Annotated in this window: 14 protein-coding genes; 4 read left to right on the top strand and 10 right to left on the bottom strand. The window is 69.1% G+C overall.

Annotation, left to right across the window (positions count from 1 at the left end):
• Window positions 1–4 precede the first annotated feature (4 nt).
• Window positions 5–1,666: an MDR family MFS transporter gene (locus ACWIHY_RS22205; RefSeq protein ID WP_454377388.1), complete on the bottom strand. Its 1,662-nt coding sequence runs from the start codon at window positions 1,664–1,666 to the stop codon at window positions 5–7.
• A 169-nt stretch (window positions 1,667–1,835) separates the two neighbouring features.
• Between ACWIHY_RS22205 and ACWIHY_RS22200 the strand changes: the two genes are divergently transcribed.
• Window positions 1,836–2,366, top strand: a complete 531-nt coding sequence (locus ACWIHY_RS22200; RefSeq protein ID WP_454377418.1) for a TetR/AcrR family transcriptional regulator — start codon at window positions 1,836–1,838, stop codon at window positions 2,364–2,366.
• Between the two features lie 6 nt (window positions 2,367–2,372).
• Here ACWIHY_RS22200 and ACWIHY_RS22195 read toward each other — a convergent pair whose 3' ends face one another.
• Window positions 2,373–3,083, bottom strand: coding sequence for a M23 family metallopeptidase (locus tag ACWIHY_RS22195; RefSeq protein WP_454377387.1), 711 nt, complete (start codon window positions 3,081–3,083; stop codon window positions 2,373–2,375).
• Between the two features lie 419 nt (window positions 3,084–3,502).
• Here ACWIHY_RS22195 and ACWIHY_RS22190 point away from each other — a divergent pair, with 419 nt between their 5' ends.
• Window positions 3,503–6,763, top strand: coding sequence for an NACHT domain-containing protein (locus tag ACWIHY_RS22190; protein WP_454377386.1), 3,261 nt, complete (start codon window positions 3,503–3,505; stop codon window positions 6,761–6,763).
• A gap of 91 nt (window positions 6,764–6,854) precedes the next feature.
• Window positions 6,855–8,468: a D-alanyl-D-alanine carboxypeptidase/D-alanyl-D-alanine endopeptidase gene (gene dacB / locus ACWIHY_RS22185; protein WP_454377385.1), complete on the top strand. Its 1,614-nt coding sequence runs from the start codon at window positions 6,855–6,857 to the stop codon at window positions 8,466–8,468.
• A 90-nt stretch (window positions 8,469–8,558) separates the two neighbouring features.
• On the opposite strand, the gene ACWIHY_RS22180 is transcribed toward dacB, so the two are convergent.
• Complete coding sequence (locus ACWIHY_RS22180; RefSeq protein ID WP_454377384.1) at window positions 8,559–11,087, bottom strand: ATP-dependent Clp protease ATP-binding subunit; 2,529 nt, start codon at window positions 11,085–11,087, stop codon at window positions 8,559–8,561.
• Window positions 11,088–11,517: 430 nt separating this feature from the next.
• On the opposite strand from ACWIHY_RS22180, the gene ACWIHY_RS22175 reads away from it, so the two are divergent.
• A complete protein-coding gene (locus tag ACWIHY_RS22175; RefSeq protein ID WP_454377383.1) occupies window positions 11,518–12,099 on the top strand; it encodes an SCO3374 family protein in 582 nt (193 codons plus the stop codon).
• Here the strand turns inward: ACWIHY_RS22175 and ACWIHY_RS22170 are convergent.
• The 7 genes from ACWIHY_RS22170 to nadC all read right to left on the bottom strand — a co-directional run bounded on the left by ACWIHY_RS22170 (window position 12,078) and on the right by nadC (window position 16,477).
• Window positions 12,078–12,413 carry a histone-like nucleoid-structuring protein Lsr2 gene (locus tag ACWIHY_RS22170; protein ID WP_454377382.1) on the bottom strand — a complete coding sequence of 112 codons (336 nt, stop codon included), beginning with the start codon at window positions 12,411–12,413 and terminating at the stop codon, window positions 12,078–12,080. The two genes, ACWIHY_RS22175 and ACWIHY_RS22170, sit on opposite strands and share 22 nt — an antisense overlap.
• Before the next feature lie 144 nt (window positions 12,414–12,557).
• Window positions 12,558–13,076, bottom strand: coding sequence for an amino-acid N-acetyltransferase (locus ACWIHY_RS22165; protein WP_355252989.1), 519 nt, complete (start codon window positions 13,074–13,076; stop codon window positions 12,558–12,560).
• Window positions 13,077–13,085: 9 nt separating this feature from the next.
• Complete coding sequence (locus ACWIHY_RS22160) at window positions 13,086–13,610, bottom strand: BlaI/MecI/CopY family transcriptional regulator (RefSeq protein WP_454377381.1); 525 nt, start codon at window positions 13,608–13,610, stop codon at window positions 13,086–13,088.
• Window positions 13,611–13,734: 124 nt separating this feature from the next.
• Window positions 13,735–13,920 carry a hypothetical protein gene (locus ACWIHY_RS22155; RefSeq protein WP_454377380.1) on the bottom strand — a complete coding sequence of 62 codons (186 nt, stop codon included), beginning with the start codon at window positions 13,918–13,920 and terminating at the stop codon, window positions 13,735–13,737.
• A 14-nt stretch (window positions 13,921–13,934) separates the two neighbouring features.
• Window positions 13,935–14,501 (bottom strand): hypothetical protein, encoded by a 567-nt coding sequence (locus tag ACWIHY_RS22150; protein ID WP_454377417.1) that lies wholly within the window; start codon window positions 14,499–14,501, stop codon window positions 13,935–13,937.
• Window positions 14,502–14,674: 173 nt separating this feature from the next.
• Complete coding sequence (locus tag ACWIHY_RS22145; RefSeq protein WP_355252997.1) at window positions 14,675–15,481, bottom strand: type III pantothenate kinase; 807 nt, start codon at window positions 15,479–15,481, stop codon at window positions 14,675–14,677.
• Between the two features lie 3 nt (window positions 15,482–15,484).
• Complete coding sequence (gene nadC, locus ACWIHY_RS22140; protein WP_454377379.1) at window positions 15,485–16,477, bottom strand: carboxylating nicotinate-nucleotide diphosphorylase; 993 nt, start codon at window positions 16,475–16,477, stop codon at window positions 15,485–15,487.

Genomic DNA, 16,477 nt, shown 5'->3' with positions numbered 1-16,477 from the left:
TCCGCTACCTTCGGCCGCCCGGAGCCCGCGTCGGCCTCAGCGGCTTCGACACCCTTACAGGCTTGGCACCCGCACTCGCACTGGCATTGGCACTGGCACTGGCACTGGCACTGGCACCCTCGTCCGTGCCGCGCGCCGCCTGCGGCCCCGCGCCCCTCAGCGGCACCTCCTTCACGAAGAAGGCCGCCACGAACCCGATCACCGCGATGAGGCCGCCCAGCAGGAAGGCCGCCTGCGTGCCCGAGGCCACCGCGAACTGGTACGCCTCACGCACCGGCTCCGGCAGCTGGGCCAGGCTCGCCGCGTCGAGCTGCGCCGACTGCTGCGTGGCGGCCGCCCCGCCCCGTTCGGCCATGGCGTCCTGCACCCGGCTGGTGAACAGGGCGCCCATGATCGAGACGCCGAAGGAGCTGCCGAGCGTACGGAAGAGGGTCGTCGACGAGGACGCGACGCCCATGTCCTTCATCTCGACGCTGTTCTGCGCGACGAGCATAGTGATCTGCATCAGGAAGCCCATGCCGGCGCCGAGGACCGCCATGTAGACGCCCGAGGTCAGCCGCGAGGTCTCCGTGTCCATCTGCGCCAGCAGCAGGAGCCCTCCGACCATCAGGGCGCCGCCCAGGATCGGGAAGATCTTGTACTTGCCGTTGTTGGTGGTCATCCGGCCCGAGATCAGCGAGACGACCATCATCGACAGCAGCATGGGCAGCAGGAGCAGCCCGGAATTGGTCGCCGACGCGCCCTGGACGGACTGCTGGAACAGCGGCAGGAAGAGCACCGCGCCGAACATCACGAAGCCGGTGAGGAACCCGATCACCGACATGAGCGTGAAGTTGCGGTTGCGGAAGATGTGCAGCGGCATGATCGGCTCGGCGGCCCTGGACTCGACGAAGAGGAAGCCGACGAGTGCGGCGACACCGACCGCGACGAGCTCCATGATGATGGCCGACGACCAGGCGTACTCCGTACCGCCCCAGGTCGTGACCAGCACGATCGCCGTAATGCCGACCGTCAGCAGCCCCGCGCCGAGGTAGTCGATCCGCGCCTTCGACCGCTCCTTCCTGGGGAGGTGCAGTACGGCGGTGACCATCGCCAGCGCGACCACACCGAGCGGCAGGTTGATGTAGAAGCTCCAGCGCCAGCCCAGGTGGTCGGTGATGGTGCCGCCGACGAGCGGCCCGCCGATCATGGCGAGCGCCATCACGCCGGCCATCATGCCCTGGTACTTGCCGCGCTCACGGGGCGGGATCAGGTCGCCGATGATCGCCATGACGCCGACCATCAGACCGCCCGCGCCGAGCCCCTGAACGGCACGGAACCCGATGAGCTGGCCCATGTCCTGGGCCATTCCGCTGAGTACCGATCCGATGAGGAAGACGACGATGGCGGTGAGGAAGACGCCCTTGCGCCCGTACAGGTCGCCGAGCTTCCCCCAGATCGGCGTGGACGCGGCGGTGGCCAGGGTGTACGCCGTGACCACCCAGGACAGGTGCTCCAGGCCGCCGAGCTCACCCACGATCGTCGGCATGGCGGTACCGATGATCATGTTGTCCAGCATGGCGAGCAGCATCGCGATCATGAGGGCGAGCAGCACCACGCGGACACTGCGCGGCTGAGCCGCCTCCCCCTGTTCCGCCTCTGTCGCCTGTTTCCGCGCTGCGCCCATGGTCGTCCCCACTCCCCTGTTGCTTACCTGCGGCCGCTCACTTACTTGCCGACCGGCAAGTTGACTACACTGGGGAAGGTAGACGCGTAACTAGCCGGGCGTCAAGTAAGTTTCTTGGGAGAGCAGCGTGTCCAGAGGCAACACTCGTCAGCGCATCCAGGACGTCGCCATGGAGCTCTTCGCCGAGCAGGGGTACGAGAAGACCTCGCTGCGGGAGATCGCCGAGCGGCTGGACGTCACGAAGGCTGCGCTCTACTACCACTTCAAGACCAAGGAAGACATCATCGTCAGCCTCTTCCAGGACCTGACCAGGCCCATGGACGAGCTGATCGCCTGGGGGCAGGAGCAGCCCCGCACCCTGGAGACGAAGAAGGAGATCCTGGCGCGCTACAGCCGGGCGCTCGCGGCCGCCGCCCCCCTCTTCCGCTTCATGCACGAGAACCAGGCGACGCTGCGCGACCTGAGCATCGGCGAGACCTTCAAGGAACGCATGCTCGTGCTGCTGGAGCTGGTGAAGGACCCGGACGCGGTCCTCACCGACCAGGTCCGCTGCGTCAGCGCGCTCTTCACCATGCACGCCGGGATGTTCGTGCTCAAGGACGCCGAAGGCGACCCCGAGGAGAAGCGCAAGGCCGTCCTCGAGGTCGCCATCGATCTGGTGAGCCAGGCACACGGCCAGGCTCCGGGGGTCACGCGCTGACGCGGGTCAGACGCTGACGCCCTCCGCACGGAGGAACGAGACCGGGTTGATCGCCGTGCCGTAGTTCGGCGTCGTACGGATCTCGAAGTGCAGGTGCGGGCCGCTGGAGTTACCGGTGTTGCCGGAGAGGGCGATGCGCTCGCCGGTCTTGACCGTCTCGCCGGGGGTGACCTGGATCTTGGACAGGTGCGCGTACTGCGAGTAGGTGCCGTTGGCGTGCTTCACCACGATCGCGTTGCCGTACGCCGGCCCGTCGCCGCCACCGTTCGGGCCCGCCTTCACGACGGTGCCGCCGTGCACGGCGTCGACCGGGGTACCGACCGGCACCGCGAAGTCCTGGCCGGAGTGCTTGCTCGCCCACATGCCGCCGCCCTTGCCGTACGTCGCGCTGAGCGAGTAGTGCTTGACGGGCTTCTCCCAGGAGGAGGCCTTCTTGGCCTTGGCCTTCTTCGCGGCCGCCGCCTTGGCCTTGGCCGCCGCCTCCTTCACGGCCGCGGCCTTCTTCGCGTCGGCAGCGGCCTTCTTCGCGCTGTCGGCGGCCTTGGCCTGAACCTGGGCCTGCTTCTCGACGGCCGCGGCGGCGGTCCCCTCGGCGGCGAACGCCACGCCTGCCGTACCGAGCATCATCGACGCGCCGAGCCCGGCGGCCACGACAGCGTTGCGACGGGTGCGGACGGACGAGGTGCGGGCGCGGCTGAACATGTCGAACTTCGTCATACGGGGGGAACCTCCGGATGTGAGTGAACCCGGCAGTCCGCCGGGCTGGCTTCACATTGGTAACCCGCGCCCCCGCCGCACCCAAAATGGCCTATCTACTACCAATGGCCGTATTAGCATCCTCAATCATTCGACTCTTGACGCTATCCGCCGCACCCTGCAGAAGTAGCGAAATAAGCTCACTTTGACCGGTTTAACCCCATGCCAGGGCGGCTGAAACCGGCCACCCACGCAGGCCTCCCTCCCCTCCGCCTCCGGGGGCCGAAAGTCCTCCCGCCCCGGACCCGGAAACCCCCCGCCCAGTGGGCCCCCGGCCCACTACCGTGCCTCGTAGACCCCAAAACGCCTGTGCGCCTTGTCACCGCGAGACCCCTCGATACGCTGATCCACTGGACATCACAGCCCCGGGGGGACGGCACGTGGATCCCGCAGTAATCGGTATGCGCCTCGCATCGAGCGTGGCCGGACCGCTGGTCAGGAAGCTCTTCGTGGCGGAGGGACCGGGCGCCGGCCTGGTCGACAAGCCGGTCCGCCTCGCCGGTTACGTGTCCTTCAGCGGCGAGAAGCGCGCCCTCACCCGCCCCGACCTGCGCAAACTGTCCGCCGAGCTGGTCAAGCAGGCCCTGCGTACGGGCGAGCGCCCGCTGCCCGCCGACGAGGAGCAGGCCGTCACGGACGCGCTGACCACCACGCTGTACGCCCTCGGAGACCTCACCCTCAGCGATGTGGAGGCCGTGGAACTCGGCCACACCGCCCTGGCGCGCCACCTGCGCGGAGCGAGCGAGCGCCCCGAGCGCCACCTCTCGGCCGACGCGACGTACTTCTACGAGCGCCTGCTGGACGCCACCTGCCTGCACATCCTGCACTTCTTCACCCAGCGCTCGTCCTTCGTCGCGGCGACCCTGGTCGCGCAGAGCCGCCGCCAGGGCGAGCTGATCGCGAAGGTGGACGAGCTCATCGCGCGGCAGCCGCTGCCGGGAGCGGAGGACGTGGCGTTCGAGCAGCGCTACCTGGCGTACGTGGCGAGAAAGCACAGCAAGCTGACGATCTTCGGCATCGATCTGAGCAATTCCCCCGGCAAATGGCCGCTGGACGCGGCGTACCTGAGCCTTGAGGCGACGGCCGCGACGACGGCCGCCGCGAGCGACGAGGTCACGTTCGACCCGCAGGCGCTCTTCGCCGGCGAATGGGCCACCCCGGAGGCCGACGAGTGGGTCGCCAGGCGGCCGGCCTTCGCATCGCGCCCGGCGGACCAGGCCCTCGCAGACCACGAGCGCGTGCTCCTGCGCGGCGAGGCCGGCTCCGGCAAGACCACACTCGTCCAGTGGCTCGCGGTCTCGGCCGCCCGCCGGAACGTCACCGACCGGATGGGCTACCTCCACGACCGCATTCCGTTCGTCCTCCCCCTGCGCACCCTCACCCGCCACGGCGAGCGCCTCCCCGCCCCCAAGGACTTCCTGACCGCCATCGGCTCCCCGCTCGCCGGCGAGCAGCCCGCCGGCTGGGAGTCCCGCGTACTGCGGGCGGGCCGCGGCCTGGTCCTCGTCGACGGCATCGACGAGATCCCGGAGCACGAGCGCGCCCGCACCCGCGCCTGGCTGAGCGACCTGATCGACGCCTGCCCGGGCAACCGCTGGCTGGTCACGTCCCGGCCCTCGGCGGTACGGGAGGACTGGCTGGCGGGCGAGGACTTCACCGAACTGACGCTCTCCCCGATGAGCCCGGCCGACGTGGCGGCGTTCATCAGGCGCTGGCACACGGCGGCGCGTACCGGCTCGGCGGACGAGGACGCCGCCCTGGCCTCGTACGAACAGCAACTCCTCGCAGCGGTAAGGGCGCAGCCCGACCTGGGCCGCCTCGCCACCAACCCCTTGATGTGCGGCCTGATCTGCGCCCTGCACCGCGACCGCCGTGGCTTCCTTCCCCTCGGCCGCAAGGACCTCTACTCGGCGGCGCTGTCGATGCTGCTCGTGCGCCGCGACCGCGAGCGGGACATGGGCGTACCGGAACTGCGGGAAGAGCCCCAGATCCAGCTCCTCCAGCGCCTCGCGTACTGGCTCATCCGCAACGGCCGTACGGTGATGGACCGTTCACGAGCGGAGAGCATCATCACGGACGCGCTCCCCGCGGTCCCGGAGATGGCCGCGCTCGGCGACGCGAAGGCCGTCTTCGACCACTTCCTGCACCGAAGCGGGTTGCTCCGTCGCCCCAGCCCGGGAACGGTCGACTTCGTCCACCGCACCTTCCAGGACTTCCTCGGCGCACGGGCCGCCGTCGACGAGGGCGACTTCGGCGTCCTCATCGCGCACGCGGCAGATGACCAGTGGGAGGACGTCATCCGCATGTCGGTCGCCCACGCGCGCCCGCGCGAGCGGGCGGAGTTCTTCACTGACCTCGTCTCGCACGGCGACACGCACGCGGACCCTGCCGCCCGGACCCGCGTCCATCTCCTGGCAGCGGCCTGCCTCGAACAGGCCGCCGAGCTCTCCCCCGCCGTACGGCAGGACGTCGAGGACCGCACCACCGCCCTCATCCCGCCGCGCAGTTTCGAGGCGGCCCGCGCACTCGCGGCTGCCGGCCCCATGATTCTGGATCTCCTGCCGGGTCCGGAGGGCCTGGACGAGGAGACCGCCGAGCATGTCGTCATCGCGGCGTCCCACGTGGCATCGGACCGCGCGATCCCGTACCTCGCACGATTCTGCGGACACGAAGGCCACCGGGTCCGGGCTCAGCTCATCTGGTCGTGGTCCAGGTTCGACACCGGCCCCTACGCCGAGGACGTCATCGCCCATGTCGACCCCACCGGCCTGTACTTCACCGCCATGACGGACGACGAACTGGAGGCCCTGCGCGTGCTCGGCACCCGGCCGATGCTCGACGCGAGGGGCGCCCTGTCCGAACGCGCACTGCGGACGTACACGGCCGAGGCCTCGCTCACCCACGTACGTGTCCGCGAGAACGCTTCCCTCCGGGACATGTCGTTTTTGCGCGGTCAGGACCGCCTCTTCGAGCTGTCCATCGCCGGCTGTTCCGGACTCGTCGACCTGACCGGAGTCGAGGAGCTGCCCCTTCGTACGGTGTCCCTGGACTTCACCGGGGACACCGGCATACGCGCTCTGGCCTCGCTGAGCGAGCTGGAGCTGCTCATTCTCGGAGGAGACGAGATCGACTGGTCCATGGCCGACCTCCCTGCCCGGGCTCCGCTGCGCTTCCTCCAGCTGAGCCAGGCGGCCGGGCCCGCCGACGGACTGCGAAAGCTGCCCGGATACAGCGAGTTGACCAACCTTTACCTCCACTTCGGATGCACACCGCGGGACCACGACGACTGGACGGGCGTCAGCCGCCTGGAGAAGCTGTCCGTACTGGGGACCTCGGGAGACTCCCTCCTCCTGGCCCCCGGCTCCCTCGTGCTTCCCTCCGTCACTCACCTCTCCCTCGGCGGCGAGACGTCCACCCCCATGCTGGAGCGGGCGTCCGAACTCTTTCCGAACCTCGCGAGCGTGATGCTCGATTCGCCCCGGCCGGACCTCGACATCACGAGGGTCGCGACACTGCCGCTGCTCCAGGCCGTCCAGTTCCCCGGCGGCACCCACACCGTGCGCGGCCTCGACCACCTTCCCGAGAGGGTCGGGGTGTACGGCTACGCCCCCCATGAACAGGGCGACCTCCCCGGCGCGTGACGCATCGCGACGCGCAACGCCCCCCGGGGCCGCCGCGCCCACCCCTTCGCGTCCTTCCCCCCGCCGCCCCCGTCCGGGATGCTCCTGTCGCATGAGTAGACCCGTGATTCGCACGAGGCGCCCGGCGCCGCGCCGTACCCGCGCGTGGGCAGGGCCCGTAGCTGTCGCCCTGGCCTGCGCCCTCACCTGGAGCTCCCCCTCCACCACCGTGGCCGGCCCCTCCGACACCGGCCTCAAGGGAGCCATCGACACGATCCTCACCGACGCCCGCCTCGACGGCGGCGCCGCGAGCGTCGTCGTCGCCGACGCCGTCACCGGTGAAACCCTCTACCAGCGCGACAGCGGCGACCGCCTCATGCCCGCCTCCAACACCAAGCTGCCCACCTCCGCCGCGGCCATGGCGATCCTCGGGCCCGACTACCGCTACCGCACGGACGCCCTCGCCACCGGCGCCCGTCACGGCTCCGTACTCCGCGGCGACCTCTACCTGCGCGGCACCGGCGACCCCACCACCCTCGCCGCGGACTACGACGACCTCGCCGCCCAGGTCGCCGCATCCGGCGTCAAACGGATCACCGGGCGCCTGGTCGCCGACGACACCCGCTTCGACACCCAGCGCCTCGGCCGCTCCTGGGCCGCCGACGACGAGTCGTCGTACTACTCCGCCCAGATCTCCGCGCTCACCGTCGCCCCGGACACCGACTACGACGCCGGCTCGGTCATCGTCACCGCCGCCCCCGGCGCCGAACCCGGCGCGGCCCCCGAACTCGCCCTCACCCCGCGCACCGGCTACGTCGACCTCGACGTACGCGCCACGACCGTTCCCGCCGGCCGGCCGCGGACGCTCACCGTCGAACGCGAGCACGGCTCGAACACGATCATCGTCACCGGTGACATCCCGGTCGGCGCCGCCCCCGCCAAGGAGTGGGTCAGCGTCTGGGAGCCGACCGGCTACGCCGCCGCCGTCTTCGCCGACGCGCTGACAGCCCATGGCGTACGCGTCACCGGCGGCCCCACCCGTCTCGGCCGCCCCACCCCCAAGGACGCCGAGCCGCTCGCCACGCACACCTCCATGCCCCTCAAGGAGCTGGTGCGGCCCTTCATGAAGCTGTCCAACAACATGCACGCCGAGGCCCTCACCAAGACCATCGGCCACGAGACGGCCGGCAGCGGCACCTGGGCCGCAGGCCTCGCCGGCATCTCCGCCTACCTCAGGAAGGAGGGCGTGAACACGGCCACCCTCCGCCAGGTCGACGGCTCCGGCCTCTCCCGCATGAACACGATCCCGGCCGCCGAGTTCACCAAGCTGCTCCGCGCCGTACGCACCACGCCCTGGTACGCCGACTGGTACGGCTCCCTCCCCGTCGCCTGCGATCCGGACCGCGCGATCGGCGGCACCCTCCGCTCCCGCATGTGCAAGACCCCCGCCGCCCTGAACGCCCGGGCCAAGACAGGCACCCTGACCGGGGCCTCCGGCCTCTCCGGCTACGTCACGGACGCCGGTGGCCGCGAGCTGGTCTTCAGCATCGTCCTCAACAACCACCTGGCCGCGTCGGTGAAGAGCATTGAGGACGCGATCGTGACGACCCTGGCCTCCTCGACCGAGAAAGCCACCACCCTCGTACGCCCCATCACCCCCAGGGCCGCCACCGCCACCACCGACACCGGCCTCGAATGCTCCTGGCGCAAGCCCACCCCCTGCTGAAGCAGGCCCCCGAACCACAAAGAAGGGCGGCCCCGGAACCATTCGGTTCCGGGGCCGCCCTTTCAGGCGCTCAGGGCGCGGTTACGCGACCTAGGCGTCCTTCGACATGTTCGGGCCGGCGCTGCCGCCCGTCGCCTGCTCGATCGGGGGGACGTCGGGCAGAGCCGACTTCTCCTCGCCGCGGAAGGTGAACTTCTTCGCGTCACCCTCGGCCTCGACGTCGACGACCACGATGTGGCCGGGACGCAGCTCGCCAAAGAGGATCTTCTCGGACAGGATGTCCTCGATCTCCCGCTGGATCGTCCGGCGCAGCGGCCGGGCGCCCATGACCGGGTCGTAGCCCTTCTTCGCGAGCAGCGACTTGGCTTCCGAGCTCAGCTCGATGCCCATGTCGCGGTCCTTCAGGCGCTCGTCCACCTTGGCCAGCATGAGGTCGACGATCTGGATGATGTCTTCCTCGGTGAGCTGGTGGAAGACGACCGTGTCGTCGACACGGTTGAGGAACTCGGGGCGGAAGTGCTGCTTCAGCTCTTCGTTGACCTTGTTCTTCATCCGCTCGTAACCGGTCTTGACGTCGCCCTGGGCGGCGAAGCCCAGGTTGAAGCCCTTGGAGATGTCCCGGGTCCCGAGGTTGGTCGTCATGATGATGACCGTGTTCTTGAAGTCCACGACCCGGCCCTGGGAGTCGGTCAGGCGACCGTCTTCCAGAATCTGGAGCAGGGAATTGAAGATATCGGGGTGGGCCTTCTCGACCTCGTCGAAGAGAACGACGGAGAACGGCTTACGGCGCACCTTCTCGGTGAGCTGTCCGCCCTCTTCGTATCCCACGTAACCGGGGGGAGAGCCGAAGAGACGGGAAACCGTGTGCTTCTCACTGAACTCCGACATGTCGAGGGAGATCAGTGCGTCCTCGTCGCCGAAGAGGAATTCGGCGAGCGTCTTGGAAAGCTCGGTCTTACCGACACCGGACGGGCCGGCGAAGATGAACGAGCCACCGGGGCGCTTCGGGTCCTTCAGACCGGCTCGCGTACGGCGGATCGCCTGCGAGAGGGCCTTGATGGCGTCCTTCTGGCCGATGACGCGCTTGTGGAGCTCGTCCTCCATGCGCAGCAGGCGGGAAGACTCTTCCTCGGTGAGCTTGAAGACCGGGATGCCCGTGGCCGTGGCCAGGACCTCCGCGATCAGTTCCTCGTCCACCTCGGCGACGACGTCCATGTCGCCGGCCTTCCACTCCTTCTCGCGCTTGGTCTTGGCCGCGAGGAGCTGCTTCTCCTTGTCGCGCAGAGAAGCCGCCTTCTCGAAGTCCTGCGAGTCGATCGCGGACTCCTTGTCCCTGCGGACACCGGCGATCTTCTCGTCGAACTCACGGAGGTCCGGCGGTGCGGTCATCCGGCGGATGCGCATCCGGGAGCCGGCCTCGTCGATCAGGTCGATCGCCTTGTCCGGCAGGAAGCGGTCCGAGATGTAGCGGTCGGCCAGCGTGGCCGCCGCGACCAGCGCCGAGTCCGTGATGGACACGCGGTGGTGCGCCTCGTAACGGTCGCGCAGGCCCTTGAGAATCTCGATCGTGTGGGGGAGGGAAGGCTCCGCCACCTGGATCGGCTGGAAGCGGCGCTCGAGGGCCGCGTCCTTCTCGAGGTGCTTGCGGTACTCGTCGAGCGTCGTCGCACCGATGGTCTGGAGCTCACCACGGGCGAGCATCGGCTTCAGGATCGAAGCCGCATCGATCGCGCCCTCGGCGGCGCCCGCACCCACCAGGGTGTGGAGCTCGTCGATGAACAGGATGATGTCGCCGCGGGTGCGGATCTCCTTCAGGACCTTCTTCAGCCGCTCCTCGAAGTCACCGCGGTAGCGGGAACCGGCGACGAGCGCGCCGAGGTCGAGGGTGTAGAGGTGCTTGTCCTTGAGGGTCTCGGGCACCTCGCCCTTGACGATGGCCTGCGCCAGGCCCTCGACGACCGCCGTCTTTCCGACGCCGGGCTCGCCGATGAGGACCGGGTTGTTCTTGGTACGACGGGACAGCACCTGCATGACCCGCTCGATCTCCTTCTCGCGCCCGATGACCGGGTCGAGCTTGGATTCGCGGGCAGCCTGCGTCAGGTTGCGGCCGAACTGGTCCAGGACGAGCGACGTCGAGGGCGTGCCCTCGGCGGGGCCGCCGGCAGCGGCGGTCTCCTTGCCCTGGTAACCGGAGAGCAGCTGGATGACCTGCTGCCGCACCCGGTTCAGATCGGCGCCCAGCTTCACGAGGACCTGGGCGGCGACGCCCTCGCCCTCGCGGATCAGGCCGAGCAGGATGTGCTCTGTACCGATGTAGTTGTGGCCGAGCTGGAGGGCCTCGCGGAGCGAAAGCTCCAGGACCTTCTTGGCACGGGGGGTGAAGGGGATGTGACCGGACGGAGCCTGCTGGCCCTGACCGATGATCTCCTCCACCTGCTGGCGGACCGCCTCGAGCGAAATCCCGAGGCTCTCCAGGGCCTTAGCGGCGACACCCTCACCCTCGTGGATAAGGCCCAGGAGGATGTGCTCGGTGCCGATGTAGTTGTGGTTGAGCATCCGGGCTTCTTCCTGAGCCAGGACGACAACCCGCCGCGCGCGGTCGGTGAACCTCTCGAACATCGTTAATCGCTCCTCAGAGCGGTCAGGCAGTTAGGGGTCGGTCCCCTCCCTGTCCTTCCGCATGCTAGTCCCGCTGGGCAGGACAGCTCATTCCAACTGCCGACACCCGTCCTTGGCCTCCTGCCCCGAACAGCCGACACCTGCTCCAACCTGATGGTGGGAGACGATGTTCCCGCAGGCCAAGCAGATACCCGTTCATCCACTACGCCGATGGCGAACGTGAGACGGTCCGGCAGGCGTGTCGACCCTTCCCACTAGGAATGTCTTACCCGTAAGCACTGACACTCCATGCGGCGCGCCCCAGTTCCCTCAGCTACGGGCGAACATCCTTGCGCCGCCGAATGCTCCCGCACGCCCCCGCGCCGACAACACAGCGCAGTCGGACGCGAACGCAGCGTAACCCTGGGGCGTTTCAGCAGTTGGTCCGGACATGACGCCCACGGTTCCGTTCCCGCGCACGCCGCTGCCGCCCGACGACGGTATCGCGCAGTGGTACGCACACGAGCTCGGCTGGGCCACCGCGGCGAGCCCCGAGGGCCGCCCGGTGCAGCTGCTGACCGGCCTGCGCTTCGACGTACTGGAGCTGCCTGCGGACGCGGGTTTCGCTGTACTGCGGCGTCACGCGGGGCTCACGGGTCCCGTCGCGCTCATGGGGCGGCGGATGCGGCTGCTGGTGGCCGCGGGGAGCGCCGAGGAGCTCCCCGGGCTGCTCGACTGGCTGGAGTGGGGCGGCGTGGCCCTCGACCTCCGCGCACTGGGCGCGGGCGGGCGGATGACCGCACCCTCACCGCCCGGGTGGGCCGGCGCGCAGGGGGCCGCCGTATGGCTGCGGCCCCCCGAGCCGCGGCACGAGGTGGAACCGACACTTCCGGCCTTCGCCGGATTCGGGTGCCGTGGGGAAACACCCGATCTCGTACGTCTTGTGGGCACGGCGGCGACGGAATGCCACCGGGCCCGGTTGTCGCGTACGAATTCCGCTCACGCGAATGCTCAGCCGTTGGCCTTCTCGTAGGCCTCACGGATGTCCGCCGGGACGCGGCCGCGGTCATTCACGTTGTAACCGTTCGCCTTGGCCCACTTACGGATCTCGGCGGTGTTCTGGTTGCCGCCGGCGGCGGCGCGCGCCTTGCCCCGGCCCGAAGCCGCACGGCCACCGGTGCGCCGACCGCTCGTGGTGTACGGGTCGAGCAGACCACGGAGCTTGTCCGCGTTCGCGGTGGTGAGGTCGATCTCGTAGGTCTTGCCATCCAGAGCGAACGTCACGGTCTCGTCCGCCTCGCCACCGTCGAGGTCATCGACAAGAAGGACCTGAACCTTCTGTGCCACCGGATTTCCTTTCATCGAAAATGCAGTACGCGGAAAGGAAACCGCTTTTCCCTGGAAAACACAAACCCCCGGTGGAGGTTCAGTACCTCAAGAAGACGGGAAACGTGCGCGTTTCGGACATAGGGCTCTGCCGGCTTCTGGCGATCACAGGTGCAGAAGCATCCGACTGTTGCCCAAGGTGTTCGGCTTCACTCGTTCGAGTCCCAGGAACTCTGCTACGCCCTCGTCATAGGAACGCAGCAGCTCGCTGTAGACATCTCCGTCGACCGGCGCCTCTCCGATCTCCACGAAGCCGTGCTTCACGAAGAACTCGACTTCGAAGGTGAGGCAGAAAACCTTCCGCACACCGAGCCAGCGCGCGGTCTGGAGCAGCTTGTCCAGTACTTGGTGTCCCACTCCGGCGCCCTTGAAGGACGGATCCACCGCGAGAGTCCGTACTTCCGCGAGGTCTTCCCACATCACGTGCAGTGCGCCGCAACCGACCACGGCGGCATCCTCGTCGCGTTCGGCGACCCAGAACTCCTGGATGTCCTCGTAAAGCGTCACGTTCGCTTTGTCGAGCAGGATCCGCTTCTGCGCGTACGTGTCGACGAGACTGCGTACGGATGGCACATCACTGGTCCTCGCCCGGCGTACGGTGATGGCTTTTTGCTCTGACGGCATACCTCGACGCTATCGCCCCGGACGCTCGGGACTCCCGGCACCCTCCGCGGGCCCGGCGGCCGGTTCAGCCGCGGGTTCTGCCGCCGGCTCCGCCGGAGATTCCACTGCCGGTTCCGCCGCCGGTTCCCCCGGAGATTCCACTGCCGGTTCCGCCGCCGGTTCCGCCGCGGGATCGGTTCGCTGAACGACGCGCATCGCGTCTTCCAGGGCCTCGCGCTGCTCCGCCGACATCATGCCGAAGAAGGCGACAAGAGCCGCCGCGGGGTTGTCACTCGTCGACCAGGCTTCGTTCATCAGTGCGGCCGAGTAGGCGGCGCGGGTGGAGACAGCCGTATACCGATAGGCACGGCCCTCGACTTCCCTGCGGACCCAGCCCTTCTGATGGAGATTGTCCATTACGGTCATGACCGTGGTGTAGGCGATGGACCGTTCCTTCTGAAGGTCTTCCAGGACTTCCCTGACGGTGACCGGTCGGTTCCACTGCCACACGCGCGTCATGACGGCGTCTTCCAGCTCTCCCAATTGGCGAGGCACAGCGCCACCATAGTGGGAGATATCGGTAATGGCTTGCTATTTGCGCAGCGAAAAGGGCGTACGCCTCGAAATGAGCCGTACACCCTCGTCAGGCGCTCGGTGAAGCACCCGGTGCGTCATGGAGTCAGGCGTCGCCGGTCTTCGGCGTACCCACCTGGCGGGCGGATTCGGCCCGGGCGAATGTGGCATCCACGGCCGCGTCCTCCTTGGCCTTGTTGGAACCGCCCTGCGACTTGACGATCGTCGTGACCAGGGCGATGAAGAACGCGGCCATCACCACGGGGGGCAGGAGCGCGGAAACGTAGTCCATGCCGTCCAGAGTAACTACCCCGCCGACCTGTGCTCTCGCGGGGGCACGGGGCGTCTGCGCGGCGGAAAGACCTCGGAAGGCTTCGGCATAGGACGCTCCAGAGGATCGCGGGCGGGCTCCGGTTTCTTGGGCTTCGGAGGGTCGTCGGCGGCTGGCGCGCGTCCGCCCGCGATGGCCAGCAGCCGGGTGCGCGGGAGAGGGGCGGCGCTGCGGCCGGCCAGACGGGCCCGTACGGACTGCTCCGCGACGGCCCGGCAGCGGTCGAGGAGCGCCGCGCCCGTCGGCGTGCCGCGCAGACCGCGCAGGGCCACGAGGTCTTCGGGGACCGGCTGGTAGCCGGCGGCCAGGGCGTCCTGGAGCAGCCCCAGATAACCGCCCGCGGCCGCGGGGAGCGCGTCGCGGTAGCGGGCGAGGTCGGCGAGGAGGAACGCGCGCAGCCGGGCCGACTCGCGGACCGCCTCGTCCAGGGTGCCGGCGAGGCGCAGGCAGTCCTGGACGTCTTCGTCGGAAAGTGACGCGGGATGGAGGGCGTTGGCGAGGGCGCGTCGGAGCACACGCAGCTCGTTCGCGCCGAACGCCATGCCGCCACGGGATCCGTATGGCGTGGGCATGTAGTGACAATACGCACCTAACGGACAAAATCTGTTTAATTGATCTACGACGGCGCGGCGAACGACCGGCACGTGAGCGGGGAGGGGGCGGGGGCGGGGCGAGCGGGCCCACCGCGCTCACCGCGGCGGACGGCCCCCTCCCGTCACATGCGGGCGACGTTGCGCTCGTACACCAGCCGCAGGCCGATCAGCGTCAGCCACGGCTCGTGCTCGTCGATCTCCGAGGACTCGCCGAGCACCATCGGCGCCAGACCGCCGGTCGCGATCACGGTCACGTCGTCCGGGTCGCCGTCGGGACCCACGAGCTCCCGCGCCATGCGCTGGGTGACGCCGTCGACCTGGCCCGCGAAGCCGTAGACGATGCCGGACTGCATGGCCTCGACCGTGTTCTTGCCGATCACGCTGCGCGGGCGGGCCAGCTCGATCTTGCGGAGCTGGGCGCCCTTGACGCCGAGCGCCTCGACCGAGATCTCGATGCCGGGGGCGATCACGCCGCCGGCGTACTCACCGCGCGCCGACACCGCGTCGAAGGTCGTCGCCGTACCGAAGTCGACGACGACGGCGGGGCCGCCGTAGAGCTCGACGGCCGCGACCGCGTTGATGATGCGGTCCGCGCCGACCTCCTTCGGGTTGTCCATCAGGATCGGGACGCCCGTCTTGATGCCCGGCTCGACGAGGACCGCAGGGACGTCGCCGTAGTACCGGCGGGTCACCTCACGCAGCTCGTGCAGCACGGACGGGACGGTCGAGCAGATCGCGATGCCCTCGATGCCGTCGCCCAGTTCGTCGCCCAGGAGCGGGTGCATGCCCATGAGGCCCTGGAGGAGTACGGCGAGTTCGTCGGCCGTACGGCGGGCGTCGGTGGAGATGCGCCAGTGCTCGACGATCTCCTCCCCGTCGAACAGGCCGAGGACGGTGTGGGTGTTGCCGACGTCGATGGTGAGCAGCATGGGTTACTTCGCCTCGCGCAGGTCGAGGCCGATGTCGAGGATCGGGGAGGAGTGCGTGAGCGCCCCGACGGCGAGGAAGTCGACGCCCGTGTCCGCGTACGCGCGGGCGTTCTCCAGGGTGAGACGGCCGGAGGACTCGAGGATCGCGCGGCCCTTCACGAGAGCGACCGCCGCGGCGGTCTGCTGCGGGGTGAAGTTGTCCAGCAGGATCAGGTCGGCGCCCGCCTCCAGGACCTCGGTCACCTGGGCGAGTGTGTCGACCTCGACCTCGATCGGGACCTCGGGGAACTGCTTGCGTACGAGCGTGAACGCCTCGGCCACACCGCCCGCCGCGACCACGTGGTTGTCCTTGACGAGCGCCGCGTCCGAGAGGGACATGCGGTGGTTCACGCCGCCGCCGCAGCGAACCGCGAACTTCTCCAGGGCGCGCAGCCCCGGAGTCGTCTTGCGGGTGTCGCGGACCTTGGCGCCGGTGCCTTCGAGAACGTCCGCCCACGCGCGCGTGGCCGTCGCGATACCCGACAGGCGGCACAGCACGTTGAGCGCGCTGCGCTCGCCGGTGAGCAGGTCGCGGGTGCGGGTGGTGACGCTGATGAGCTTCTGCCCGGCCTCCACGCGGTCGCCGTCCTCGACGTGCCGCTCGACCTCGAACTCGTCCGTGCAAATGACGGACAGGACCGCTTCGGCGACGCGCAGGCCCGCCACCGTGCCGGCCTCGCGGGCCGTGAAGTCGCCGGTCGCGACGGCGTCCTCGGGGACGGTCGCGACCGTCGTCACGTCCACGCCGTGGGCGAGGTCCTCGGCGAGGGCGACGTTCGCGATGTCCTCGACCTCCAGGGGGTCGAGGCCCGCCGCGACGAGGAGCTGCACGAGGTCCGGGTCGAGGCCGCACTCGGCGGTGTCGAGTTCGTACGTCTCCTCACCGCCGCAGCCGCAGGAGTCGCCGCAGCCGCCGGAGGCGGTCGGCAGGAGCTGGGGGTTGTCGGGCGTACTCAC

The sequence above is a fragment of the Streptomyces sp. NPDC055287 genome (genome assembly GCF_053646035.1).
Note: the sequence above shows the minus strand (reverse complement) of the source record. Positions and strands in the feature narration are given on the sequence as shown.

Coding starts and splice junctions, on each gene's coding strand:
- ACWIHY_RS22205 (WP_454377388.1), bottom strand. CDS start 1,666: ATGGGCGCAGCGCGGAAACAGGCGACAGAGGCGGAACAGGGGGAGGCG.
- ACWIHY_RS22200 (WP_454377418.1), top strand. CDS start 1,836: ATGGAGCTCTTCGCCGAGCAGGGGTACGAGAAGACCTCGCTGCGGGAG.
- ACWIHY_RS22195 (WP_454377387.1), bottom strand. CDS start 3,083: ATGACGAAGTTCGACATGTTCAGCCGCGCCCGCACCTCGTCCGTCCGC.
- dacB (WP_454377385.1), top strand. CDS start 6,855: ATGAGTAGACCCGTGATTCGCACGAGGCGCCCGGCGCCGCGCCGTACC.
- ACWIHY_RS22180 (WP_454377384.1), bottom strand. CDS start 11,087: ATGTTCGAGAGGTTCACCGACCGCGCGCGGCGGGTTGTCGTCCTGGCT.
- ACWIHY_RS22175 (WP_454377383.1), top strand. CDS start 11,518: ATGACGCCCACGGTTCCGTTCCCGCGCACGCCGCTGCCGCCCGACGAC.
- ACWIHY_RS22165 (WP_355252989.1), bottom strand. CDS start 13,076: ATGCCGTCAGAGCAAAAAGCCATCACCGTACGCCGGGCGAGGACCAGT.
- ACWIHY_RS22155 (WP_454377380.1), bottom strand. CDS start 13,920: ATGGACTACGTTTCCGCGCTCCTGCCCCCCGTGGTGATGGCCGCGTTC.
- ACWIHY_RS22150 (WP_454377417.1), bottom strand. CDS start 14,501: ATGGCGTTCGGCGCGAACGAGCTGCGTGTGCTCCGACGCGCCCTCGCC.
- ACWIHY_RS22145 (WP_355252997.1), bottom strand. CDS start 15,481: ATGCTGCTCACCATCGACGTCGGCAACACCCACACCGTCCTCGGCCTG.